Origin of the sequence: Erwinia pyrifoliae DSM 12163 (genome assembly GCF_000026985.1) — a bacterium.
In the GTDB taxonomy this organism is placed as follows: Bacteria; Pseudomonadota; Gammaproteobacteria; order Enterobacterales; family Enterobacteriaceae; genus Erwinia; species Erwinia pyrifoliae.
In genome coordinates this window covers 2772519-2797606 of the sequence record NC_017390.1, presented here as the reverse complement: position 1 = coordinate 2797606, position 25088 = coordinate 2772519, and the positions used below count along the sequence as shown (strand labels likewise).

22 protein-coding genes and 1 pseudogene are annotated in these 25088 nt (G+C 54.7%); 15 read left to right on the top strand and 8 right to left on the bottom strand.

Annotation, left to right across the window (positions count from 1 at the left end; translation table 11 throughout):
- Positions 1-10: 10 nt before the first annotated feature.
- On the top strand, positions 11-2392 hold the full coding sequence (locus tag EPYR_RS12680; protein WP_012668791.1) for a glucose/quinate/shikimate family membrane-bound PQQ-dependent dehydrogenase: 2382 nt from the start codon (positions 11-13) through the stop codon (positions 2390-2392).
- Positions 2393-2438: 46 nt separating this feature from the next.
- Here EPYR_RS12680 and EPYR_RS12675 read toward each other — a convergent pair whose 3' ends face one another.
- On the bottom strand, positions 2439-2906 hold the full coding sequence (locus tag EPYR_RS12675) for a PNPOx family protein (protein ID WP_012668790.1): 468 nt from the start codon (positions 2904-2906) through the stop codon (positions 2439-2441).
- 569 nt (positions 2907-3475) lie between these two features.
- Here EPYR_RS12675 and arnB point away from each other — a divergent pair.
- The 7 genes and pseudogenes from arnB to arnF all read left to right on the top strand — a co-directional run bounded on the left by arnB (position 3476) and on the right by arnF (position 10651).
- Positions 3476-4615, top strand: a complete 1140-nt coding sequence (gene arnB, locus EPYR_RS12670; RefSeq protein ID WP_012668789.1) for a UDP-4-amino-4-deoxy-L-arabinose aminotransferase — start codon at positions 3476-3478, stop codon at positions 4613-4615.
- Between the two features lies 1 nt (position 4616).
- On the top strand, positions 4617-5594 hold the full coding sequence (arnC, locus tag EPYR_RS12665) for an undecaprenyl-phosphate 4-deoxy-4-formamido-L-arabinose transferase (RefSeq protein ID WP_012668788.1): 978 nt from the start codon (positions 4617-4619) through the stop codon (positions 5592-5594).
- Positions 5591-7570 carry a bifunctional UDP-4-amino-4-deoxy-L-arabinose formyltransferase/UDP-glucuronic acid oxidase ArnA gene (arnA, locus tag EPYR_RS12660; RefSeq protein WP_012668787.1) on the top strand — a complete coding sequence of 660 codons (1980 nt, stop codon included), beginning with the start codon at positions 5591-5593 and terminating at the stop codon, positions 7568-7570. The genes arnC and arnA overlap by 4 nt, the downstream gene beginning before the upstream one ends.
- Positions 7570-8460, top strand: a complete 891-nt coding sequence (arnD, locus tag EPYR_RS12655) for a 4-deoxy-4-formamido-L-arabinose-phosphoundecaprenol deformylase (RefSeq protein WP_012668786.1) — start codon at positions 7570-7572, stop codon at positions 8458-8460. Before arnA ends, arnD begins: the two co-directional genes overlap by 1 nt.
- Before the next feature lie 10 nt (positions 8461-8470).
- Complete coding sequence (arnT, locus tag EPYR_RS12650; RefSeq protein WP_012668785.1) at positions 8471-10132, top strand: lipid IV(A) 4-amino-4-deoxy-L-arabinosyltransferase; 1662 nt, start codon at positions 8471-8473, stop codon at positions 10130-10132.
- Positions 10129-10242: pseudogene (locus EPYR_RS21130) on the top strand (4-amino-4-deoxy-L-arabinose-phospho-UDP flippase); the annotation flags it as partial. The gene arnT and the pseudogene EPYR_RS21130, both read left to right, overlap by 4 nt.
- 25 nt (positions 10243-10267) lie before the next feature.
- Positions 10268-10651 carry a 4-amino-4-deoxy-L-arabinose-phosphoundecaprenol flippase subunit ArnF gene (arnF, locus tag EPYR_RS12640; RefSeq protein ID WP_012668784.1) on the top strand — a complete coding sequence of 128 codons (384 nt, stop codon included), beginning with the start codon at positions 10268-10270 and terminating at the stop codon, positions 10649-10651.
- A 138-nt stretch (positions 10652-10789) separates the two neighbouring features.
- Here the strand turns inward: arnF and EPYR_RS12635 are convergent, their stop codons facing one another.
- From EPYR_RS12635 to EPYR_RS12620, 4 genes are all read right to left on the bottom strand, one after another.
- A complete protein-coding gene (locus EPYR_RS12635) occupies positions 10790-11044 on the bottom strand; it encodes a glycine zipper domain-containing protein (protein ID WP_004169116.1) in 255 nt (84 codons plus the stop codon).
- 191 nt (positions 11045-11235) lie between these two features.
- Positions 11236-12243 (bottom strand): cytochrome d ubiquinol oxidase subunit II, encoded by a 1008-nt coding sequence (cydB, locus tag EPYR_RS12630; RefSeq protein WP_012668783.1) that lies wholly within the window; start codon positions 12241-12243, stop codon positions 11236-11238.
- A gap of 1 nt (position 12244) precedes the next feature.
- Complete coding sequence (locus EPYR_RS12625) at positions 12245-13669, bottom strand: cytochrome ubiquinol oxidase subunit I (protein ID WP_012668782.1); 1425 nt, start codon at positions 13667-13669, stop codon at positions 12245-12247.
- 950 nt (positions 13670-14619) lie between these two features.
- Positions 14620-15525 (bottom strand): LysR family transcriptional regulator, encoded by a 906-nt coding sequence (locus EPYR_RS12620; protein ID WP_014539230.1) that lies wholly within the window; start codon positions 15523-15525, stop codon positions 14620-14622.
- Positions 15526-15698: 173 nt separating this feature from the next.
- On the opposite strand from EPYR_RS12620, the gene EPYR_RS12615 reads away from it, so the two are divergent.
- Both EPYR_RS12615 and EPYR_RS12610 read left to right on the top strand, forming a co-directional pair.
- Positions 15699-16712 (top strand): zinc-dependent alcohol dehydrogenase family protein, encoded by a 1014-nt coding sequence (locus EPYR_RS12615; protein ID WP_012668780.1) that lies wholly within the window; start codon positions 15699-15701, stop codon positions 16710-16712.
- 470 nt (positions 16713-17182) lie between these two features.
- Positions 17183-18271: a hypothetical protein gene (locus EPYR_RS12610; protein WP_012668779.1), complete on the top strand. Its 1089-nt coding sequence runs from the start codon at positions 17183-17185 to the stop codon at positions 18269-18271.
- An 18-nt stretch (positions 18272-18289) separates the two neighbouring features.
- Here EPYR_RS12610 and EPYR_RS20660 read toward each other — a convergent pair whose 3' ends face one another.
- The 3 genes from EPYR_RS20660 to ygbI all read right to left on the bottom strand — a co-directional run bounded on the left by EPYR_RS20660 (position 18290) and on the right by ygbI (position 19645).
- Entirely contained in the window at positions 18290-18454 is a 165-nt protein-coding gene (locus EPYR_RS20660; RefSeq protein ID WP_162013508.1) for a hypothetical protein, read from the bottom strand.
- A 14-nt stretch (positions 18455-18468) separates the two neighbouring features.
- On the bottom strand, positions 18469-18714 hold the full coding sequence (locus EPYR_RS12605; protein ID WP_012668778.1) for a hypothetical protein: 246 nt from the start codon (positions 18712-18714) through the stop codon (positions 18469-18471).
- Positions 18715-18883: 169 nt separating this feature from the next.
- Entirely contained in the window at positions 18884-19645 is a 762-nt protein-coding gene (gene ygbI / locus EPYR_RS12600) for a DNA-binding transcriptional repressor YgbI (protein ID WP_012668777.1), read from the bottom strand.
- A 302-nt stretch (positions 19646-19947) separates the two neighbouring features.
- Between ygbI and ltnD the strand changes: the two genes are divergently transcribed.
- From ltnD to EPYR_RS12575, 5 genes are all read left to right on the top strand, one after another.
- On the top strand, positions 19948-20862 hold the full coding sequence (ltnD, locus tag EPYR_RS12595) for an L-threonate dehydrogenase (RefSeq protein ID WP_012668776.1): 915 nt from the start codon (positions 19948-19950) through the stop codon (positions 20860-20862).
- Positions 20862-22124 (top strand): 3-oxo-tetronate kinase, encoded by a 1263-nt coding sequence (otnK, locus tag EPYR_RS12590; protein ID WP_012668775.1) that lies wholly within the window; start codon positions 20862-20864, stop codon positions 22122-22124. Before ltnD ends, otnK begins: the two co-directional genes overlap by 1 nt.
- On the top strand, positions 22121-22744 hold the full coding sequence (otnC, locus tag EPYR_RS12585) for a 3-oxo-tetronate 4-phosphate decarboxylase (RefSeq protein WP_012668774.1): 624 nt from the start codon (positions 22121-22123) through the stop codon (positions 22742-22744). The genes otnK and otnC overlap by 4 nt, the downstream gene beginning before the upstream one ends.
- A gap of 2 nt (positions 22745-22746) precedes the next feature.
- A complete protein-coding gene (locus EPYR_RS12580) occupies positions 22747-23523 on the top strand; it encodes an HPr family phosphocarrier protein (RefSeq protein ID WP_012668773.1) in 777 nt (258 codons plus the stop codon).
- 149 nt (positions 23524-23672) lie between these two features.
- A complete protein-coding gene (locus EPYR_RS12575; RefSeq protein ID WP_012668772.1) occupies positions 23673-25022 on the top strand; it encodes a GntP family transporter in 1350 nt (449 codons plus the stop codon).
- Positions 25023-25088: the final 66 nt, after the last annotated feature.

Sequence of the window (25088 nt, the reverse complement as noted above, 5' to 3'; positions counted from 1 at the left end):
GGTTCACACTATGCATAGTAAAGCATCACGAATACTGATCCTGCTAACGGTTATATTCGCCGCGATGAGTGGCTTATATCTGTTAATTGGCGGTATCTGGTTGGCTAAACTGGGCGGTTCTCTCTACTACATCATCGCGGGTGTGGTTCTGTTGATCACCGCATTTCTGCTGCATCGTCGCCGGGGGGCTGCGCTGCTGCTGTATGCGCTGTTCCTGCTGGGCACCACCGTCTGGTCGCTGTGGGAAGTGGGTTCTGACTTCTGGGCGCTGACTCCGCGCCTGGACGTTACCTTCTTCCTCGGATTATGGCTGGCGTTGCCCTTTATCTGGCGTGAGCTAAATACTAAAGGCGCTTTCCCACGCGTGGCCCTGTCTGCCGTGCTGGTCTTTGCCGTGGCGGTACTGGCTTATTCGGTGTTTAACGACCCGCAGGAAATTAACGGCACACTTAATTCGGATCGGGCGGCAGCGGTTCCTGCTGAAGAGGGGGTGGCACCGGGCGACTGGCCGGCCTATGGCCGTACCCAGAGCGGTACGCGTTACTCTCCGTTGAAGCAGATTAACGATAAAAACGTGGGCGAATTGCAGGAGGCCTGGACCTTCCAGACCGGTGACCTGAAATCCGCAAGCGATCCGGGTGAGATCACCAATGAGGCAACGCCAATCAAAATCGGCAATGCGCTCTATTTGTGTACTGCGCACCAGCAGCTTTTTGCGCTGGATGCGGCCACCGGTAAGAAGAAGTGGATGTTCGATCCCAAGCTGAAGCCGAATCCGGCCTTCCAGCATGTGACCTGTCGCGGCGTCTCTTATTATCAGACGCCGCAGGCGGCGGCCACTCCGGCCGGAACGCAGCCAGCTCTCTGCTCGCGCCGTATTCTGTTGCCGGTGAATGACGGTAGTATGTACGCGCTGGACGCTGAAACCGGCGCTCTGTGCGAGGAGTTCGGCGATAAAGGCAGATTAAACCTGCAAAGCAATATGCCTTATGCAAAAGTGGGTTCTTACGAGCCGACTTCACCGCCAATCGTCACGGCCACCAGCATTGTGATGGCGGGCGCGGTGACCGATAACTACTCCACCAAACAGCCGTCCGGCGTGGTGCGTGGTTTCGATGTCAACACCGGTAAGCTGCTGTGGGCATTTGACAGCGGAGCGAAAGAACCGAATCTGCTGCCGCAGGACGAGCAGCAATACACGCCGAACTCCCCGAACTCATGGGCACCGGCAGCCTACGACGCCAAACTGGATCTGGTTTACCTGCCGATGGGCGTGTCAACGCCTGATATCTGGGGCGGCCACCGCACCCCGGAAATGGAGCGCTTCGCCACCGGTATGCTGGCGCTGAATGCCACCAGCGGTAAGCTGGCATGGTTCTATCAAACCGTGCATCACGACCTGTGGGATATGGACGTACCGGCGCAGCCAACCCTGGCGGATATTGACGACAAAGACGGCCACAAGGTTCCGGTGATTTATATTCCGACCAAAACCGGCGATATCTTTGTGCTGAACCGTACCAACGGTCAACCCGTGGTGCCTGCGCCGGAAATGCAGGTTCCGGGCGGGGCGGCGAAGGGCGACCGTGTGTCGCCGACGCAGCCATACTCTGAACTGAGCTTCCGTCCGAAAGCACAGCTGGCGGGCAAAGATATGTGGGGCGCAACCCTCTACGATCAGCTGGTCTGCCGCGTGATGTTCCACCAGCTGCGTTACGAAGGTCCGTTCACTCCGCCATCCGAGCAGGGCACGTTGGTGTTCCCGGGCAACCTCGGTATGTTTGAGTGGGGAGGTATCGCGGTGGATGGCGATCGTCAGGTTGCCATCGCTAACCCAATGGCGCTACCGTTCGTTTCCCGACTGATCCCGCGTGGACCGGGTAACCCCATTGAGCCAGATGAGAATGATAAAGGCGGCACCGGTAGTGAGAAGGGCATTCAGCCCCAGTACGGACTGCCTTACGGCGTGACGCTGAATCCGTTCCTCTCTCCGATTGGTTTACCCTGTAAGCAGCCTTCATGGGGCTATATTTCTGCGGTCGATTTGAAGACCAACGAAATCGTGTGGAAGAAACGTATCGGCACCGTGCGCGACAGCTCGCCGCTGCCGCTGCCGTTTAAAATGGGCATGCCAATGCTGGGTGGGCCAGTTGCCACGGCAGGTAACCTGTTCTTTATTGCGGCAATGGCGGATAACTATCTGCGCGCGTTTAACGTCTCTAACGGCAAACAGCTGTGGGAAGCGCGCTTACCCGCAGGTGGCCAGGCCACGCCAATGACGTATGAAGTCAACGGCAAACAGTACGTACTGATTGTTGCCGGCGGACACGGTTCGTTCGGCACCAGGCTGGGCGACTATGTGAAGGCTTATGCACTGCCGGACAGCAAGTAAACGCTAACGGCTGATAAGGGCGACCCGCGCGGGGTCGCCCTTTTTTTTATGCCAGCGCTTTCAGCGCGCCGATCTGTTCGCGCCAGCGGGCGATAGCGGCGGCCTCGTCCTGCAGACAAAAAGTTAAGCCGCTCAATACCGTGGCATAGGGAGCGCGATGGAAGCGAACCTGCTGCACATCGGCGCGGAATACCGCCAGCTTTAGCGCCGTCAACGCGTCTGCATGCAAAGCCGCCCGCGCCTGAATTTCCAGCACGGCACCGTCCAGCACCAGCGCAAGGGTGATTTTACCGTCGCGTTTCAGGTTGCGGGTGGTGGTTGAGTCTGGCCAGATGGCAAACAGCAATTCGCCATGGGAGCGGGCGACAATCTCGCCCAGGCTGAGCTGTGCCGCGTAGGGCCAGCCATCTTCGCCCACGCTCGAAAGGTGGATCGCCTGATGCAGATGGCTATCCGGCAGCGACCCGTCGAGCAGTGCCATGAGTTCAGCAGGCAGCGTGCTGGCGTCTGTCATATATCGTTCCTCTTTATTCGGGCATGAGCCATGTAACTTGCGCAGGGATGATTTCTCCCCTGCGCTTTACCCGGTTTAATCTTAATTTTCGCCGGCTTGTGCTGCCGTATTAGGGTTAAATGCGCCCACGGAGAATGCCAGACATTGACTTAATACTGCCACTCATTTAGCGCCCTGTTATTTACCGTCCGCTCAGAATCTGCCAGTTAAACCCTTGTTTTTATATATTTACTGCACATGAATGTGAAGTTTTTTTTATATTTTCGTTGCCTTCGCCGGCCGTTGCCTGTTCGTTTCTGCTGCTGTTACACCGCCATTAAACCCGATCGTTTGAACTGGGCGCTGGACTGTGAATCCCACTCGTCGCCCTAAGCCATTTTCATTTAGGCTATATATATAAGATTGTTGCTAACCTGTTTTGCGTAGTCCCCGGGTTTGTTCTGAACAGCCGGGCGCAGAGGGGCGTTTCCCCTAAGGCGCCACGATGTTGCCGTTTGCCGTATTGCATGAACGTTAACAGAGGCAACCTGCTCTCCGTCAGCACTTTAAACTGTTAATAAGGTTAATCAATGTCGGAATTTTTGCCTTTCTCGCGCCCGTCGATGGGGGCAGAAGAGCTGGCCGCAGTTGAAGAGGTACTGCGCTCCGGCTGGATAACCACCGGTCCCAAAAATCAGCAGCTTGAGCAGGCGTTTTGTCAACTTACCGGCAATCGTCATGCGATTGCCGTTAGCTCGGCAACGGCAGGTATGCATGTGACGCTAATGGCCCTGGGGATCGGCCCCGGCGATGAGGTGATTACGCCATCGCTGACCTGGGTATCGACCCTGAATATGATTGTGCTGCTGGGGGCAACCCCGGTGATGATCGACATTGACCGCGATACGTTAATGGTCACGCCGCAACGGATTGAAGCGGCGATCACCGGGCGCACGCGGGCGATTGTGCCAGTGCATTACGCCGGCGCTCCGGCGGATATTGATGCAATTCATGCGCTGGGTAAGCGCCACGGTATTACGGTGATCGACGATGTGGCTCATGCGGCGGGAACGTACTACCGTGGGCGTCATGTGGGGGACAGCGGCACCGCTATTTTCTCCTTCCATGCGATTAAAAACATCAGCTGCGCCGAAGGTGGAATGGTGGTGACCGATGATGATGCGCTGGCGGATTGCGTGCGTAGCCTGAAGTTTCATGGCCTGGGCGTGGATGCATTTGACCGACAGACACAGGGCCGTGCGCCGCAGGCCGAAGTGCTGACGCCGGGGTTTAAATACAACCTGGCAGATATCAACGCGGCGATTGCGCTGGCACAGCTGGGTAAGCTGGCCGCGCACAATGCCCGCCGTGAGCAGATCGCCCAGCGCTACCTGAACGAACTGAAGGACACGCCGTTTCTGCCGCTGGTGCGCCCCGCCTGGCCGCATCAGCACGCCTGGCACCTGTTTATTCTGCGCGTTGACCGCGAGTCTTGCGGACTGAGCCGCGATGAACTGATGCAGCAACTGGCACAGCAGGGCATCGGCACCGGGTTGCACTTTCGCGCCGCGCATACGCAGAAATATTACCGCGATCGCTTCCCGCAGTTATCACTGCCGGAAACGGAATGGAACTCGGCGCGAATCTGCTCAATTCCGCTGTTTCCCGGCATGAGCGATCGGGACTGCGAACGCGTCATCGCCGCCTTACGCACCCTGGCGGAGCGCTGATATGACAGAACGCGCGATCGAAAAAGTGTCGGTGGTGATCCCGGTCTATAACGAGCAGCAGAGCCTGCCCGAACTGATGCGGCGCACCGATGCCGCCTGTGCGCAGCTGGCGCTGGACTATGAAATCCTGCTGGTGGATGACGGCAGCAGCGACGATTCTGCCGCGCTGCTCACGGCGGCGGCCGAAGCGCCTGGCAGCCCTGTCGTGGCGGTGCTGCTCAACCGCAACTACGGTCAGCACTCGGCGATCATGGCCGGCTTCAGCCATGCCAGCGGCGATCTGGTGATTACCCTTGATGCCGATTTACAGAACCCCCCGGAGGAGATCCCGCGCCTGGTGGCGACTGCGCAACAGGGCTATGACGTGGTGGGAACCGTGCGGCAGAACCGCCAGGACAGCAGGTTCCGCAAATTTGCCTCACGGATAATCAACCATCTGATCCAGCGCACCACCGGCAAAGCGATGGGGGACTATGGCTGCATGCTGCGCGCCTACCGCCGCCATATTATCGATGCGATGCTGAACTGCCATGAACGCAGCACCTTTATTCCGATTCTGGCAAACACCTTTGCCCGCCGCACCACGGAAATACCGGTTCTGCATGCTGAACGTGAATTTGGTGATTCCAAATACAGCCTGATGCGCCTGATCAACCTGATGTACGACCTGATGACCAGCCTGACTACCTCGCCGCTACGGCTGCTCAGCGTATTCGGCAGCATCATTGCGTTATCGGGTTTCGCTTTTTCTTTGTTATTGATTGCGCTGCGCCTGTTCCTGGGCGCGCAGTGGGCGGGTGATGGCGTATTTGTGCTGTTTGCCGTGCTGTTTATTTTTGTCGGCGCACAGTTCATCGCCATGGGGCTGCTTGGTGAGTATATCGGGCGCATCTACAACGATGCGCGCGCCCGTCCGCGATATTTTATTCAGCGCGTTGTGAGCCGCAATGCCGACTCCATAAAGGAGCAGAAATCATGAAAGCTGTGGTGTTTGCCTACCATGATATTGGCTGCACCGGGCTGCGTGCGCTGGCTGAGGCGGGTTACCAGATCGCCGCTGTTTTCACTCATGCGGACAATGCCGCAGAAAATCACTTTTTTGCTTCGGTCGCGCGCACTGCCACGCAGCTTGGCGTGCCGGTATACGCACCAGAGGATGTTAATCACCCGTTATGGATTGACCGCATCCGCAGTATGGCTCCGGACGTCATCTTCTCGTTCCACTACCGCCATATGCTGAATGACGCCATCATCAACAGTGCCAGCCGGGGTGCCTTCAATCTGCATGCCTCATTGCTGCCGAAGTATCGCGGCCGGGCGCCGCTTAACTGGGTACTGGTCAACGGCGAACAGGAAACCGGCGTGACGCTGCATCGCATGGTGAAGCAGGCCGATGCCGGGGCAATTATTGCCCAGAAAAAAGTCCCGATCGCCGATCGTGATGATGCACTGACGCTGCATCATAAGGTGTGCGCGGCGGCGGGGGAGCTGCTGGCCATCACGCTGCCGGATATGCAAAGCGGCAATGATGTTGGACATCCGCAGGACGAAAGTCTGGCCAGCTATGTCGGCCGCCGTACGCCGGAAGATGGCCGTATTGACTGGCGGCTTCCGGCGCAGCGAATTCATAACCTGGTACGTGCGGTGACCGATCCCTGGCCTGGCGCATTCAGCTATGTCGGAAGCGGGAAGTTCATCGTCTGGCAGTCAAAAGTTCGTCACGACTGTCCAGCGAACAGGCCGGGTACGATCCTTTCTGTTGCGCCGCTGGTGGTGGCCTGCTCAGCGGGCGCGCTGGAGATAGTCACCGGGCAAAGTGACAGTGGCATCTATATGCAGGGCAGCCAGCTGGCGCAGACGCTTGGGCTGGTGGCTGGCGCATTGCTGCATAATCAGCCGGCGGCCGTCTTGCAACGCCGTACCCGCGTCCTGATCCTCGGAGTGAATGGCTTTATCGGTAATCATCTGACCGAACGCCTGCTGGTTGACGAAAACTTTGACGTTTTCGGGCTGGATATCGGTTCGGATGCCATCAGCCGCTTTATTGGCCATGAGCGGTTCCACTTTGTTGAAGGGGATATCAGCATTCACTCGGAGTGGATCGAATACCACATTAAGAAATGCGATGTGGTGCTGCCGCTGGTCGCCATTGCCACGCCGATAGAATATACCCGCAACCCGCTGCGCGTCTTTGAACTGGATTTTGAAGAGAATCTGAAAATCATCCGCGACTGCGTGAAATACAAAAAGCGCATCATTTTCCCATCCACGTCAGAAGTTTACGGCATGTGTACCGATACGACCTTTGACGAGGACAGTTCTAATCTGGTGGTCGGGCCGATCAATAAGCAGCGCTGGATTTACTCCGTGTCCAAGCAGCTGCTTGACCGGGTTATCTGGGCCTACGGAGATAAAGAAGGGCTGCGTTTCACCCTTTTTCGTCCGTTTAACTGGATGGGGCCACGGCTGGATAATCTCAATGCTGCACGCATCGGCAGTTCGCGCGCGATCACCCAGCTGATCCTCAATCTGGTGGAAGGCTCGCCGATCAAACTGGTTGACGGAGGAGGGCAAAAGCGCTGCTTCACCGATATCCACGACGGTATTGAAGCTTTGTTCCGCATCATTGAGAACAGGCAGCATAACTGCGATGGCCAGATTATCAACATCGGGAATCCGGAAAACGAAGCCAGCATCAAACAGCTGGCTGAACAGCTGCTGGCCAGTTTTGAGCGCCATCCGCTACGCAACCGTTTCCCGCCCTTCGCCGGATTCCGCGAGGTGGAAAGCAGCAGTTATTACGGCAAGGGCTATCAGGATGTTGAACACCGCAAACCCTCAATTCGCAATGCGAAACGGCTGCTGAACTGGCAGCCTGAGGTGGCGTTGGACAAAACCATTGACGACACGCTCGACTTCTTCCTGCAAAGCGTGGAGCCGGGGGATGCAGGTTAATGATCGATGTCGGCCTGCGTATAGACGTCGATACCTGGCGCGGTACGCGTGACGGCGTGCCGCGCCTGCTGTCGATATTGCAACGCCAGCAAACCCGTGGCAGCTTCTTTTTCAGCGTTGGCCCGGATAATATGGGCCGCCATTTATGGCGGCTGCTAAAACCGCGTTTTCTCTGGAAGATGCTGCGCTCAAATGCCGTTTCTTTGTACGGCTGGGACATTTTGCTCGCCGGGACGGCCTGGCCGGGGCGGCGCATTGGTCAGGGGTTGGCGGAAGTGATCCGTGCGGCCAGCCAACAGCATGAGATTGGCCTGCACGCCTGGGATCATTTTGCCTGGCAAACCTGGGCAGGGGTTTGGCCGGCAGAGCGCCTGAGCGCTGAGATCCTGCGTGGCGTGGAATCACTGGCGCAAATCGTTGGTCAACCGGTCAGCTGTTCGGCTGCGGCCGGCTGGCGGGCCGATGACCGGGTGGTGGTCGCCAGGCAGCCTTTTCATTTTGTTTACAACAGCGACTGCCGTGGCGTCCGCCCGTTTCGGCCGCAGTTGCCAGACGGGCAACTCGGTACGGTACAGATCCCGGTCACGCTGCCGACCTGGGACGAAGTCATCGGCAGCGGCTTAAACCGGACGGGTTATAACCGTTTTATCCTCGACAATATCCGCCGCCATCAGGGCGTACCGGTATATACCATTCATGCCGAGGTGGAAGGGATTGCGCTTAGCGAGATGTTTGCAGATTTGTTAACCGTAGCGCGTCGCCAGGGCATCCGTTTTTGTCCGCTAAGCGAGTTACTGCCGCAGGACGCGACACGGCTGCCGGTAGGGCGCATTGTGCGGGGAGCTGTCCCTGGTCGTGAAGGCTGGCTGGGATGCCAGCAGCTAACCTGAGTGATTGAGTATGAAGTACACCCGTTATGCGCTTTTATTACCTCTTTTCTATCTGTTGTACTATTTAATCCCGCCGGAGTTACGGGCTCTATGGCAGCCGGATGAATTTCGCTATGCCGAGATCGGCCGTGAAATGTTGGTGAGTGGTAACTGGGTTGTGCCGCACTTCCTTGACCTGCGCTATTTCGAAAAGCCGGTAGCCGGATACTGGATTAACAGCCTTGGCCAGTGGCTGTTTGGCAGGAGTCATTTTGCCGTGCGTTTTGGCTCCGTTTTCGCCATCACCCTAAGCGCGCTGCTGGTTTACTGGCTGGCACTGCGTTTGTGGCAGCAGCGTGCTACCGCGCTGCTTTCGTCGGTGGTATTTCTCACCTGCCTGTTGGTCTATGGCGTGGGCACCTATGCCATACTTGACCCGATGATCACGCTGTGGATGGTGGCGGCAATGTGCAGCTTCTGGCTTGCCGCGCAAAACGGCAGCAGGCTTCAGCGGGTCACGGGCTGGCTGCTGCTGGGGCTGGCTTGCGGTATGGGGCTGCTGACCAAAGGATTTCTGGCGCTGGCGGTACCGGTGGTGGCGATTGTGCCGTGGATGATCTGGCAGCGCCGTTATCAAGAACTGCTGCTTTTCGGGCCGCTGGCGATGCTGAGTGCCGCCTGCATTTCTGCTCCCTGGGCTATCAGCATTGCGCGCCAGGAGCCTGATTTCTGGCACTATTTCTTCTGGGTGGAGCACGTTCAGCGTTTTGCGCTAGCCGATGCGCAGCATAAGGCTCCGTTCTGGTACTACCTGCCGGTGCTGCTGGCCGGAACGCTGCCGTGGCTGGGGCTGCTGCCGGGGGCGCTACAGCGCGCCTGGCGGGATCGTAAAACCTGCCCCGCTTCGTTTTATCTGCTCTGTTGGGTGGTCATGCCGCTGCTGTTTTTCAGCCTGGCGAAAGGCAAGCTGCCGACCTATATCCTGCCCTGTTTTGCGCCGCTGGCGATACTGCTGGCACATCACGGCATTAAGATGGCCACCACAGAAGGCCGGGCGTTAAACGCCAACGGCATGATTAATCTGCTATTTGGTTCACTGGGGCTGCTGGCTGTTGTACTGGTGCTGGCCCCATGGGGAGTGGTTCAGCATCCGCTTTATGCCCCATCGGAGCTATCCAGGGTGCTGCTGGCCGGCATCGCGTTTCTGTGGTGGGCGCTAATCGGCTTAGTCAGCCTGGCAGATGGCGCAAGATACTGGCGGCTGGCGGCGTTATGTCCCTTAGGGCTGGCCTTAGTTATAGCTGCCGCCATCCCCCAGCGGGTTATCGACTCCAAACAGCCGCAGTCGTTTATTGCCGCGATAAGTCACAAGCTACAACAAAGCCGCTATGTGCTGGGTAATGAAGTCGGCGTGGCTTCTGCGCTGGCATGGGAGCTGCAACGCAGCGATATCCTGTTGTTCAGTCAGCAAGGTGAGCTGAGATATGGCCTGAGTTATCCTGACGCAAAAGGGCGGTTTATCGCTATTGATGATTTTACCGCCTGGCTGAAAGCGCACCGCCGGCTGGGCAGCGTATCACTGGTGATGAAGCTGTCTGATGAGGACAGACAGATTGACGGGCGCATCCCCAGGCCAGACCAGAAGTACCAGCGCGGCCGGCTGCTCCTGTGGTACTACTCGCGGCAGCCATGAACATCTTGCTGATTGTACTGGCCAGTCTGTTAAGCTGCGCGGGGCAGCTATGCCAGAAGCAGGCTACTCACCAGCGCAGTGGTCGCCGCGTTCTGTTGATGTGGCTGGCGTAGCCGTCATGGGGAGCTATATCTGATGGGGCTGCTGTTTGCGTCAGGCAACGTAGTGCTGGTAAGTATCGCGCAGCTGTTACCGAAATGGGCAATGGTGCAGCTGCCTGATATCAGTCAGCTGCCGCAGTTTGTTTCTGCGTTACGCAGTATGTCGTTGCCGACGGCGGCGCTGTTGCCGGGACTGCTGGTCTACGGACTGTCGATGCTGTGCTGGCTGCTGGCGCTGAAACGCATGCCGCCAGGCCGGGCTTACCCGTTGCTCAGCGTGAGCTATCTGCTGGTATGGCTGGCCGCGCAGTGGCTGCCCGGCATCGACGAAGCCTTTCTCTGGGGCAAGCTGGCGGGAGCAAGCCTGATCGTCGGCGGTTTGCTGCTGATGTGCTGGCCGGCGGCAAAAGCGCGCTGATAAACCCCAGCTGAATATCAGTAACCCGTCCGCAAGTGACGCTGGTAAATGAAGATTTGCCGCTTCTGCCCGGCGGGCGAGATAAACAGAGATAAAAAAACGCCCTTAAAAGGGCGCTTATCATCATACAGATTTACCTTAACGGCGGCCGAGCAACCTGGCGGCCAGGAAGCCAACACCGGCGGCAATAGCCAGTGAAACCAGCGGTGCATCCTGAGTTTTCGTTTTTACACAGTCCAGCGCGTCATCAACAGCATATGAGGCTTTCGCCGCGTGCTGGCGTACTTTGCCTTTAAGTTCATGCTCCGGCGAGTCTACGGCTTTACCCAACTCTTCCTGACCTTTGCCGACGGCTTCTTGTGCTTTATCGTTAGCTTTATCAAACAGACTCATTGTGCCTCCTTTGATGGCATGACTTCTCTAAATCAGAACCTTAAGCGTAGACCATCGCGCGGATGTTGCCGTGAGGATTTTGTGTAAAAATATGAACAGGCGGGAGTTTTTTGTTGGCTGAAGCGGTTTCAGGCGTGGTGGTGGCTGTTGGTGATGGAAAAAGGCGAACCCTGTGGTTCGCCCCCAAACGATCAGTGATAACCGGCGTCCGCCTTGATTTTGCCGCGAAAAACGTAATAGCTCCAGAAGGTGTACACCAGGATAACCGGAATGATCAGCAGGCCGCCGACCAGCATAAAGCCCTGGCTCTGCGGCGGCGATGCCGCTTCCCAGATGGTAATGGCTGGCGGAATGATATTCGGCCAGATGCTGATGCCAAGCCCGGTAAAGCCAAGAAACACCAGCGCCAGCGTCAGCAGGAATGGCGTGTAGTGCGCATGACGGCTTAACGCGCGCCAAAGCCCCCAGGCTGCCGCCAGCACCAGTACCGGCACCGGCAGAAACCAGAACAGGTTGGGGCGGCTAAACCAGCGTTGCATAATGTCCGCGTGCGCCAGCGGTGTCCAGACGCTGACGATAGCAATCACCACCAGCAGGGCAACCAGCAGTGGCCTGGTCAGCGCGGTCATTTTGCGGTGCAACTCATTTTCCGTTTTCATGATAAGCCAGGTGCTACCCAGCAGGGCATAAGCCAGCACCAGCCCCACGCCGCAGAACAGGGTAAACGGCGTCAGCCATACCAGTTCCTGGCCGCTGTAGGTGCGTCCAGTAACCTCCAGGCCATTGATCACCGCACCCAGTACCACGCCCTGGCTGAAGGTGGCCACGAAGGAGCCGCCGATAAACGCTTTATCCCAGAAAGGGCGATGCTCTTCGGTGGCTTTAAAGCGAAATTCAAATGCCACGCCACGGAATATCAGGCCGATCAGCATCATCGTCAGCGGGACAGCCAGCGCATCGGTAATTACCGCGTACGCCAACGGGAAAGCACCAAACAGGGCAGCGCCGCCAAGGATGAGCCAGGTTTCGTTACCATCCCAAACCGGGGCAACGGTGTTTACCATCATGTCGCGCTCAACCGCATCTTTGTTGAACGGAAAGAGGATGCCAATCCCAAGATCGAAGCCATCCATAATGATATACATCAGGGTGGCGAAGATGATGATGGTAAACCAGATAACTGAGAGATCGATTCCCATTTTACTTATCCTCCTGCGGCGAATTCAATTTTTCCTGCACCGCAGACAGCGGGCGTGCGGGGGTATGGGAAGTGCCCGGACCGCCATCCGGCGTGTGGCCGCCTTCGCCTTCCTGCGGGCCTTTTTTGATCAGGTTAGCGAGATAGGTGTAACCGACGCCGAACACGCAGAAATAGACCACCAGGAAGACAATCAGACTGATGCTCATCTGCAGCGTGCTGTGCAACGATACGGCATCACGGGTGCGCAACAGGCCATAAATCACCCACGGCTGACGACCTATCTCGGTAGTGATCCAGCCTGCAACCAGCGCAATCAGGCCCGATGGCCCCATCAGCAGCACGAACCACAGGAACGGACGCGACGTATAAAGACGTTGACCACGACGCATCCACAGGCTGAGCACGCCGACCAGGATCATCAACATTCCCAGCGCGACCATCACGCGGAATGACCAGAACACCACGGTGGAGTTGGGGCGATCTTCCGGCGGGAAGCTTTTCAAAGCCGGAACCTGTTTGTCCATGCTGTGGGTGAGGATCAGGCTACCGAGGTAAGGGATTTCCAGCGCGTACCGGGTGCGCTCTTCCTTCATATCGGGCAGGCCAAACAGGATGAGCGGGGTGGCCTCTCCCGGTGGGTTTTCCCAGTGGCCTTCGATGGCCGCGATTTTCGCCGGCTGGTGTTCAAGCGTGTTCAGGCCATGAGCATCCCCGATCATTGCCTGTATTGGCGAAACGATCAGCGCCATCCACAGCGCCATCGACAGCATTTTGCGCACTGCCGGGGTGTCATTTTTACGCAGCAGATGCCAGGCAGCAGAGGCACCGACGAAGAAAGCGGTCACCAGGAAGGCCGCAACGGACATATGCAGCAGGCGGTAGGGGAATGAAGGGTTGAAGACAATCGCCAGCCAGTCGGTGGGTACCACGATGCCGTTTTGCAGGGCATAACCCTGTGGCGTTTGCATCCAGCTGTTTGAAGCGAGGATCCAGAAAGTAGAAATAAGGGTGCCAATCGCCACCATGCAGGTGGCAAAGAAGTGCAGGCCACGACTGACACGGTTCCAGCCAAACAGCATCACGCCAAGGAAGCCGGCTTCAAGGAAGAACGCGGTAAGCACTTCGTAAGTCAACAGCGGGCCGGTTATGCTGCCGGCAAACTGCGAAAAACCGGCCCAGTTGGTGCCAAACTGATAGGCCATCACCAGGCCGGAAACCACGCCCATACCAAAGTTGACGGCAAAGATTTTCGACCAGAAATGGTAGAGGTCGCGATAGACCTCGTTTTTTGATTTCAGCCATAGTCCTTCCAGCACGGCCAGAAAGCTGGCCAGACCGATGGTGATAGCCGGGAAGAGGATGTGGAAGGCGACAGTAAAACCGAACTGTATCCTGGCCAGATGAAACGCATCTAATCCAAACATTGCTTACCTCGTACTAACATAAACTGCCTTTATTTTTTTACCCACCGTTAATAAAGATATGACATTTTCCGCATCAGGGCGGTCATTAACATGGGACTATTCATCGAAGCTTTGATCTTAAAACCAAAGCGGGTGAAGAAGTAGCTACAGTAATATTGATCCGGGGTATAACAGTAACGATTAATACGAGTAATTGTTTCGATTTAAGGTTAAATAACAGCGCCCTAATGTTAATATTATTTTCCGTTATGATGCAATAATGTAATATTTTTGTGTTACACGGGCGTTTGAACATGCCGTCTGTCTCATCTGCTAAGGCATTTACTCTGCGGCCTTAAATGTGGATTTTTAAGTACTTCCCGCCACGGCTCGGTTTAATTTAAGTTAACGTTCTTAAAAAAAAGATACTAACGTCTTAATGATATAATGACCCTGAGTATTAGCGCTGTTTGTAGCAAAAATGTTGTACAGTTGTGACTGATTTGCCTGCTTAATTTACGCTTCCTCATTCCGTTTTCGCCAGGTGATGTCAATCTGAAAGACACCGTAGGTACTAAGAATTGGCCTGCAAATGTTAAGGTTGTAATACACATAAATAGCCATTTAGAATTAATTTGTTACAAAATGGGCGCGTGTTTTTGCGCTTTACCTGTTTGAAATCAAAAAAAATGCTTAATCCAGCGCTGGATGACGCAGATTTTCACAGTGTGTTACCGACCTCTCTCTTGCCTGATGTCATGCGGCGGGAGCCTGAGACAGCTGGATTTTTTGAGCACGTCCACCTGTTTCTGCAATAGAACGCATCAAGGTCGTTGCACTAGTTAATAGCGCTTTATGCTGTACCCGCGCAGACGTTGCAAAGCTGCTATCAAAGCCAGTGCATTTTCATCCGTATGGAAATAGCGGCTTGGCTGCAATACCGCAGATATGATCGATCATGTTGATGCTTGCTAAAGCTGATAATTCCTTGCAAATATGTCAGAGAACCAGTCAATAAATACCCGGACTTTAGGTGGAAGGTAGCGCCTGTCGGGGAACAAAATGGACACGGGTTTAGTGATGGTTGCATAATCAGTTAATACTTCCCTCAATCTGCCTGACTGGATATGCGGTTCCAGTGCAGTGTGTAAGGCATGAATCATGCCCAGCCCCGCCAACCCGCAGGACAGCAGCACATCTGAATTGTTAACCAGCATATTGCTTCCCGGACGCCGTGAGATAACTTCGCCATCCATGACATACTTCCACTCCATCACTTCACGACTGTGCTCACTAAAAAAATGAATGGCTTTGTGATGTTCAAGATCATCCGGCGTTACGGGGGTACCGTATTTGTCAAGGTATGAAGGCGCAGCGCAGGTGGTCATACGAACGTTACCCACACGACGCGATATAAAACTGGAATCAACCAGTTCCCCCAGACGAATAACGCAATCTATCCCTTCAGAAACCAAATCTGTCAGGCGATCTGAAGCAGTCAATACGATTTCAATTTGTGGATAGAGAGCCTGAAACTCACCTAAAGAGGGGATCAGGATCGCGTGCGTCAGTGCCAGCGGCGCATCAATACGAAGACGTCCGCGAGGCGGCTGCGTCGGGGAAACAGAAGCCATCATTTCGTTAACGTCATTCAGCAGTGTTTTTGCTCGCTGATAGATTTCATCCCCTTCAGCCGTCACACTCAGGCTACGCGTTGTGCGGTGAAGCAGCTTTACGCCCAAATCGTCTTCCAGCTGCTGTATAGATTTACTGACCGCAGGGCGATGCATTTGCAAAGTGTCAGCGGCTTTAGTGAAACTGTGCAGATCGACAACGTGCACAAAAATACCCATCAGTTCAAGCATGTTAGCGCGCATAGTTTTTACCCCCGGTAGCAAAATCCCACCTATTGATGGCCGATTAGGCAGATTATACCCCACCTTGATTGTTTCCCCTGAAATAACACTGAAGTCTTTTTATGTGACTTTTTCCTACGGCCCTCTCTCTTTATCATTAACGAATCTTAGGTATAAAAAGTGGACTTAACAAAATGAAAGCATGGTTACTAAAAGATTTTGGCCTGGAAAATTTGCAACTTGAAGAGGTTGAGACGCCAACACCGGGTCCCGGTGAATTATTGGTAAAGGTAGGCGCAGTTTCTCTGAATTTCAGGGATAAAGCGATTGTTGAGGGGTTTTACGAACCTCATCTGGTTCCAAAGCCACTCATTCCGGTCTCTGATGCAGCAGGAACCATTATTGCGGTGGGTGAGGGGGTATCCCGCTTTAGCGTAGGCGAGCGTGTTAACTCACATCTCTATTCTCGCTGGTTAGAGGGGGAGCCAGCTGCTGATGAGCCAGCCTGGTGTATGGGGATGCCGCTGCCGGGTGGGCTGGCAGAATACATGATAATCCATGAGGACAGCGCAGTCAGAGCGCCTGACAGCATGACCGATGAGGAAGCCTCAACGCTCCCTATCGCAGCGCTGACCGCCTGGTATTCTCTGATGGATATCGGCAACCTGCAGCCTGGGCAAACAGTCCTGGTGCAAGGAACGGGCGGGGTGTCTGTTTTTGCTGCACAGATTGCACACGCTTACGGTGCGCGCGTGATTGCCACATCCAGTAACGATGCCAACCTGGAGCGAATTAAGACACTGGGTGCCGATGAGGGGATCAACTATAAAACCTGTCCTGACTGGCAGAACAAAGTCCTTGAGTTAACCGGGGGGAAAGGAGCGGATATTACGGTAGAAGTCGCCGGTGGTAAGGGCATTAACCAGTCAGTTGCAGCGACCAAAGTTGCTGGAACTATCGCTCAGGTAGGGTTCCTGACCGGTCAGACATCTGAGCTTGATCTGATGCCGTTGATTTTCCGTCAGACGACTATTCGTGGCATTGCTGTTGCACCACGTTCGTCATTTGACCGTATGAACCCTTTCCTTAATAAGCATAGTATCAAGCCAGTCATTGAGCAGGTTTATAGCTTCACTGACGCCGTGGAAGCGTTCAAACATCTTTCCCGTGGCGCATTCGGTAAAATCGTCATCAAAATGGGTGACTGATCGGAAAGGTTACCCCTTCCCAAAAATCTGGCAGTGCATAAATGAATGCCAGATTTATTCGATTTAAACCCTCTCACTGTTCCAGCAAAAGGCTCCCAGATTGGGAGCCTTTTGCGCATGGTGTTCAATAGACATTAGCCTGGCTGCTGGGGTTATCAGAAATGTCGACGGGAATTGAAGGGGAATTGCCCTGTTTTTCGCTGCGGCGGGGGGGAAAGTTGCGTTTCTCTCGTTGAACAGCACGGGTGAGGAACACTCCTTTGTGGCCACTGTGGGCAGAGCGTATGCCTGGTGCGACGCTTATCCATATGCTCTTTTATGCGAAAAGGCCGATTAACGGGGTGATTTTCATAACAGTTATTGCTAAGTCTGCCTGGTGGTATGTATATTATTGCATTGATATTTCGGTATTTTTTTACTAAAGCCAAATTTCTCTGAGATACAAACCCTCTCTTCAGGAATCACTCAGTATGCAAAGTGAACACAGCGAAACCAGTCCTGCGCCATTACTGGATTTGACGGTTATCCCTGCCGATATACTGCTGCTTGGCAAGCGGTTGGCAGATACAAAATATCAGATCGACGTGCTGGGAAAACAGGGCTGGGGGGAACTGACGGGCAATTTGCACGGCCTGGAGGCCAGCGGTGAATGGAACGGCCCGGATGATGCTTTAACCTTCTTTAGTAAAATTTTTCCTTTTGCCTCCTTGCCATCTGAAAACTCACCTCCGGGCATCTGGCAGGTACCTGTTGAACGGGTAATTGGCCGCAGCTGGCGCTGGTGGCCCGAGCACCTTACTGCCAACAGTGAAGAAAAATTGCGTGAACATCTTGCCGGAGACCAGGCTGCTGACGGCACGTTATATTATTTTATTTCTTCGCTGGCAATGCTGCTGGCGGTGCAGGGACAAAGCCGGGTTAACTACTGCAGACAACGCCATATCCCCTTTATTACTGCCAGAGTTATCGGGTTGACTTACCCCCCGGCTTCCCGCTTTACGATTTACCACGTCACTAAGGGGGCTACCCGACAAAGCTGGGTGGTCATCAACGACCGTTACCTGCAGGCGGTTCACTGGCCGCGAATCACCTTACCGGTGCTGACCCGTTATGGGGTTCACAGCGCCCTCTGGCCGCAAAAATTCCCGGCAACTGACCTTATTTTCGAGGAGCTGCACAGTCCTCAGCCCGCTCAGGATTTTATCGCCCCCTGTGTTGATTTACATGCGCTTCAGCAGAAGATTGATGCCGCAAAACTCGCAGCGAAGCCGACAAAAATGGCGATCGGTGATATGGGTATCGTCAATATTTGGCCGGTAAGTATAACGCTGACAGGCCTTTTTCTGCTTTCACTCATCATTACAGGGGTGACGGCGGGAGAAGGCTGGCCAGGGCTGCTCAGTTTGCTGGGTTGCGCGGTGTCAGCCAGCATGTTGCTATTTATGGTTGCCCCGGTTTTTCAGGTACGGCAAAACTCAGGTGACCTGAGCACAATGCGTGCGCAAGAGTCACTGACCGAATCGACGAAACACCCGCAGCCACCGGCGGAAACAGCATAAAACCGGTTTGACCGTTTGTTAGCGCTGATTATCCTTATTGCGGAAATAGTCGCCGACTTCTTTGTGCCACGATCGGCGTTTGCGCCACTGCTTTTTTGCCAGCGGGCTGTTCATTGATTTAGAGTGAGTATGTTGATTTATCGAAGCCAGATGTGGCGGGGCGAAACGTGCGTTCCCTGTCATCGCACTGTGCATGATCAATGCGATTGGGCGAAGCCCGCTTTGATCATCTGTTCTCGTATTGCGTTTGCAATAACACGATTACCGCCGGTAGCCGGAAAGACGACATTATTAATCACATCATCAAGGTATTGCTCACTGAACTCTTGCCGTGTCAGTTGGGTGCCTCCTTCATCATTAATGGCAATCGATCCCTGGATATGGTCGACTGCATTATACGCTTTGATGCAGTAACGACCCAAACTGGTATTAATAGTGCTCATAATAACTCCCGGTCACGTTTGCGTCGAAGCGGTGAAAGGCAGCGGGTGAATCCATAACCGTTCTGATAATTTTAGCTACTCAGCTCACAGTTCTCTAATAATACGCGCAACAAAAATAGAAAATCGTGACCGTTGTCGACAAAATTTTTTATTTGATAAATACGCTCTGTTACCCGGCAAGCGTTATCTCAAAATCGAGCGTTCTCAGATCCTGCCGCGCGCTATCGGTCAGTTGGGCATCGGTAATGATATGGTCAAAACGGGTGAGTGGCAGAGCGAGGAAAGTGGCTATCTTATTGTATTTGGAGCTGTCGGCCAGCAGTACACGTTTACTGCTGATGTCACTCACCGTGCGCTTGATGGCAATTTTTTCTTCATCCGGGGTGAATATGCCACGCATGCCCCAGCAAGAAGCGGAAATGAATGCAATGTCTAACGAAAGCCCGCGTAATGTCTGAGCCGCCGCTTCCCCGATGCAGGAGCGATTATTTCGACATAATTTGCCACCGGTATGGATCATCCGACACTGGCTGCTATCAATCAGCAGATCAGCGATGACGAAATCATTGGTCACAATCAGCAGATCGTCTCGTGTTCCCAGTTCACGAGCCAGCGCCAGCGTGGTGGTGCCGGCATCAAGATAGATACAACTGTTACGAGGAATATGACGCGCGGCGGCAACGCCAATTGCCTGTTTCTCCATGCTGTACATGCTGCTCTTATCCAGGTAAGAAGGTTCGCTGGAGAGGCGCTCGGTTGAGCGCACCCCACCTGAAACCAGCAGTACGGCTCCCTGTTCTTCCAGCTTTTGCAGATCGCGACGTATCGTCATATGAGAGACGGCCAGTCGTTCGGACAACTCAGCAATACTTACCACGCCACGAAGCTGCACCAGCGTGACTATTTGTTGGTGACGTTCAACCGGAATCATGACTACTCCTGAGAATTTAACAGAGATTCTGAGCCAAAGTGTAAAGAGCGACCCTGTACTGTGCACCAAAATTTTCAGCTATTTTCAGAGCAGGGAATGAGGCTTAATCATCAGCTTTTAAGCATTATCTATTTGAATACCAGAAGAAAAAAGTGAGCTGCACCATTCTTGTTATTGTTAATTTTTGTGAAAAACACCTTAATTTCGTTCAGTAATGTGAGGTTTGTCACTAATGAGAGCAGTTGCAGCCGCTATAGTTAACATGGAATAACAAATAATCACTAGAGTTAACATGGAGGCGTATGTCAAAGGCAACATCATTGTCGGTCTGTGTGATTGGCCTTGGCTCTATGGGAATGGGGGCGGCGCAATCCTGTATTCACGCCGGCCTGAAAACCTGGGGCGTAGATCTCAATCCACAGGCTTTGCAAACTCTGCGCGACAGCGGGGCGCAGGGGGCTGATACCTGTGCCGATACTTTTGCCACCGACCTCGATGCGGTATTGCTACTGGTGGTTAATGCGGCTCAGGTCAAACAGATCCTGTTTGCAGAAAAGGGTCTGGCAGCGCGATTAAAACCGGGTACGGCGGTCATGGTCTCTTCAACCCTGTCATCACAGGATGCACGGAACATTGCACAGCAGCTGGCAGCACATCAGCTGATTATGCTGGATGCCCCGGTATCAGGCGGAGCAGAGAAAGCGGCAAAAGGCGAGATGACGGTGATGGCATCTGGCAGTGACCGGGCTTTTGCGCTGCTGCAGCCGGTGCTCGATGCGGTTGCGGCTAAAGTCTACCGTATCGGCAGTGAAATTGGCCAGGGTTCGACGGTGAAGATTATTCACCAGCTGCTGGCCGGGGTGCATATCGCTGCCGGTGCAGAAGCGATGGCGCTGGCGGCTCGGGCCGGTATTCCTCTTGCTACGATGTATGAGGTGGTGACAAACGCGGCGGGTAATTCCTGGATGTTCGAAAACCGCATGCGTCACGTTGTCGATGGTGACTACTCGCCAACGTCAGCGGTTGATATTTTTGTCAAAGACCTCGGGCTGGTCATCGATACGGCCAGAGATCTGCACTTTCCGCTGCCGCTGGCATCAACGGCGTTAAATATGTTCACCTCTGCCAGCAATGCGGGTTACGGTCGCGAAGATGACAGCGCGGTCATTAAGATTTTCAGCGGTATCTCTCTGCCAGCCCAACAGGAGCGTGAATAATGCGTCTGGGAGTGATAGCGGATGATTTTACCGGGGCGACGGATATTGCCAGTTTCCTCGTGCAAAACGGCATGTCCACCGTGCAGTTGAACGGTGTGCCTGCTGAAGCTCGTCAAATCAACGCGGATGCGCTGGTGGTCAGCCTGAAATCCCGTTCCTGCCCGCCTGAAAAAGCGGTAGACGATTCGCTGCAGGCGCTGATGTGGTTGCAACAGCAGGGCTGTGAGCGCTTCTACTTCAAATACTGCTCGACATTCGACAGCAGTGCAAAAGGCAATATTGGCCCGGTAACCGATGCATTGCTGAAAGCTCTCGGCGAATCGCAGACTGTTGTTGCCCCCGCGTTACCCGTTAACGGTCGTACCCTGTACCAGGGGCATCTGTTTGTCATGGATCAGCTGCTGTGTGACTCGGGTATGCGCCATCACCCGGTAACGCCCATGACCGATAGCAACCTGTTACGCCTGATGGAAGCACAGGCCAGCGGGAAAGCGGGATTGATCGACAGCCAGACCCTTGACCAGGGAGCGGAGGCGGTGCGAGCGGCGCTAGGGGCGCTGGCTAAGCAGGACGTCAATTATGTGGTGCTGGATGCACTGCACGAGCAGCATTTGCTAACCCAGGGCGAGGCGCTAAGCGATATGCGGCTGCTGACCGGGGGATCCGGCCTTGCCATTGGTCTGGCTCGTTGGTGGAAGAGAGGTGCAGCAGACCGCTTCCATACGCAGACGGCAGGTGCGCCGCAAGGGCAATATGCCGTGGTTCTTTCTGGCTCGTGCTCTGAGATGACGCAGCGCCAGGTTGCGCACTATCGTCAGCAGGCGGCCGCGCAATGTATCGATATTGAACGCGCCCTGAGTCAGCATGAGGCTTATGTCCGTGAGCTTTGTGACTGGGTTGTACAGCATAAAGAGGATGTGCTGGCACCGCTGCTTTATGCCACCGCCGGGCCGGACGGGCTGCGATCTGTTCAGCAGCGCTTCGGTGCAAAACGCAGCAGCGACGCGGTTGAACAGCTGTTTGCCGCCGTGGCACGCGAGTTACAGCAGCGTGGCTGGCAGCGCTTTATCGTCGCCGGGGGCGAGACCTCAGGCGTGGTAACGCAGTCGCTGGCGATAGATGCTTTCCATATCGGCCCGGCTATCTCACCCGGCGTACCCTGGGTACGCGCGGTACAGCAGCCGGTATCACTGGCGCTGAAGTCCGGAAACTTTGGCGGCGAAGATTTCTTTACCCGAGCACAGAGGGATTTTTCAGTATGACGGAACAGCAAGCGCGAGAAGAGATGGTTCGGCTGGGTGCTTCTTTCTTCCAGCGCGGTTACGCCACCGGTTCAGCTGGCAATCTGTCGATGCGACTTGCCGATGGTACGCTGCTGGCGACGCCAACCGGTTGTTGCCTCGGCGAGCTTGAGGCGCAGCGCTTATCAAAAGTGACGGCGCAAGGGGAGTGGATCTCCGGTGACAAACCTTCGAAAGAGATTAGCTTCCATCGCGCCATTTATTTGAATAATCCCGCCTGCGGGGCGATTGTGCATCTGCACTGTCTGTATTTAACCGCGCTCTCCTGTCTGCAAGGTCTGGATGCTAAAAACTGTATTCGTCCGTTCACGCCGTATGTGGTGATGCGCGTTGGCGCGGTGCCCGTGGTGCCTTATTACCGTCCGGGTGACGGGCGACTGGCCGAAGATCTGGCGCAGTTAGCACCCCATCACAAGGCGTTTTTACTGGCCAATCACGGCCCGGTGGTGGTGGGTGATACTCTGCGTGAAGCGGCGAATAATGCCGAAGAACTGGAAGAGACAGCCCGGCTGATATTTACCCTGGGTGACCGCCCGATACGCTACCTTAACGATGACGAAGTGGCCGAATTACGGAGCTGAATATGCCTAAGTTTGCTGCCAATTTATCGACCCTGTTTACCGAAATACCGTTCCTGCAACGTTTCGAGGCTGCGGCAAAAGCCGGGTTTCGCGCGGTGGAGTTCCTCTTTCCCTACGATTATCAGCCAGCAGAATTAAAGCAGGCGTTAACCCGTCATCAGCTGGAACTGGTGTTATTTAATACTGCACCTGGTGATACAGCGGCGGGGGAGTGGGGCGTTTCCGCTATTCCCGGTCGTGAAGCTGATGCCCGACGTGATATCGACCGCGCACTGGAATATGCCCTGGCGCTTGAATGCCACCAGGTGCACATTATGGCTGGGGTGGTGCCAAAGGCCGCAGATCGCGAAGCTTATTGTCGAACCTTTATCGACAATGTGCGCTACGCCGCTGAGCGCTTTGCCCGGCACGATATCCGCATTTTACTCGAAGCACTCAATCCCAAAACTAAACCTGACTATCTCTACTCCAGCCAGTATCAGGTGCTCGAGATGGTAAAGCGTATAGACCGTCAAGGCGTTTTCATTCAGCTCGATCTGTATCACGCGCAGCTGGTTGACGGTAACCTGAGCCATCTGATCGCTGACTACATCGGTCATTATCAACATATCCAGATTGCCTCAGTGCCGAACCGCCATGAGCCGGATGAAGGTGAGATTAATTACCCGTGGCTGTTTGAACTGCTCGATAGCAGCGGATATCAGGGCTGGGTCGGCTGCGAATATTTTCCGCGCACCACCACGCAGGCGGGGTTGGGCTGGTTAAGCGCTTTTAATTAAACACAACGTATATCGATGAACGCTGCGGGCTACGGCTCGTGGTGCGGACTCTTGCGGTCGGAACCAGACCATAACAACAGCGAGAACGCTGGCTGTCAATGAATGCGCCTCAGGCGTACAAAAAAATAAAACCCTGTGAGGTCAAATAGATGTCTACCGCCCTGTTATTAACTGTTGCCGTAGCCAGCGTACTGATCCTGCTGCTGCTGGTGATTAAAGCCAAAGTTCATCCGTTTGTTGCTTTGCTGGTGGTTAGCCTGCTGGTCGCGATGGCAACCGGTATTCCGGCTGATAATATTATGCAGGTGATCGTTGCCGGTATGGGGGGGTTACTGGGATCAATCACCATTATTATCGTCTTGGGCGCGATGCTGGGAGCGATAATAGAGTCTTCCGGCGGGGCTGAAGCTTTGGCACTGCGCCTGAATTATCGCCTGGGTGAAAGACGTAGCGTTGCTGCGCTGACGATAGCGGCGTTTATCTTGGGCATTCCCGTCTTTTTCGAAGTCGGATTTATCATTGTTATCCCGCTGATTTATGGTTTTGCCAAAGTGGCACGCGTTTCACCGTTAAAATATGGACTGCCGATGGCCGGTGTGATGTTAACCGTGCATGTCGCTTTGCCCACTCATCCGGGTGCCGCAGCGGCGGCGGGGTTACTGCACAGCGATGTGGGCTGGCTGATGCTGGCAGGAATAGCGATTTCTGTTCCGGTTGGGGTGGTAGGTTATTTTATCGCTCAGATGATGAATCGCCGCCAGTATCAGCTGTCGCTCGCCGTACTGGAGCAGTTACAACTGGCAAAAACGGAAAACGTCCGCCATCAGCAGCAACCACCCGGGGCAGGGCTGATTTCATCACTGATCGTAGTGCCGATAGCTCTTATCGTGGTCGGCACACTGGCTCACAGTGCTTTGCCGCAGTCAAATGTGTTTCGCCAGGTGTTGACCTTAGTCGGTACGCCTGCAATTGCCTTGCTGATCGCCCTGGCGCTGGCTGCCTGGCTGTTAGGTATGCGCAGGGGTTGGAGTAAAAATAAGCTCAGTGAATTGCTGGACAGGGCCATACCGGGATCGGCTGGGGTGATCCTGGTTGCTGGTGCCGGGGGCGCGTTTGGAAAGGTACTGGTTGAATCCGGCGTTGGTAAAGCACTGGCTTTGTCACTGGAAAATATTCATCTGCCGCCGATCCCCGCCGCCTTTATCCTGTCTCTGGCACTGCGTGCTTCGCAGGGTTCCGCTACCGTGGCGATATTAACAACCAGCGGCCTGCTTACTGAAGCGGTCAACGGCCTGGGTGACTGGCAGCGGGTACTGATTACGCTATCCGCCTGTTTTGGCGGCCTGGGGCTGTCACATGTCAACGATGCGGGGTTTTGGGTGGTTACACGCTATCTTGGCTTGTCGGTTGCTGACGGACTCAGGACATGGACCGTGCTAACCACGGTGATGGCGCTAACCGGATTTGCACTAGTATGGCTTTTGTCTTTAGCGGGTTAGAGCAAGTACCAAAAACGAAGAATAACTTTTTTAGCAAAACTCTACTCTTCTTCTACACTTATGCGA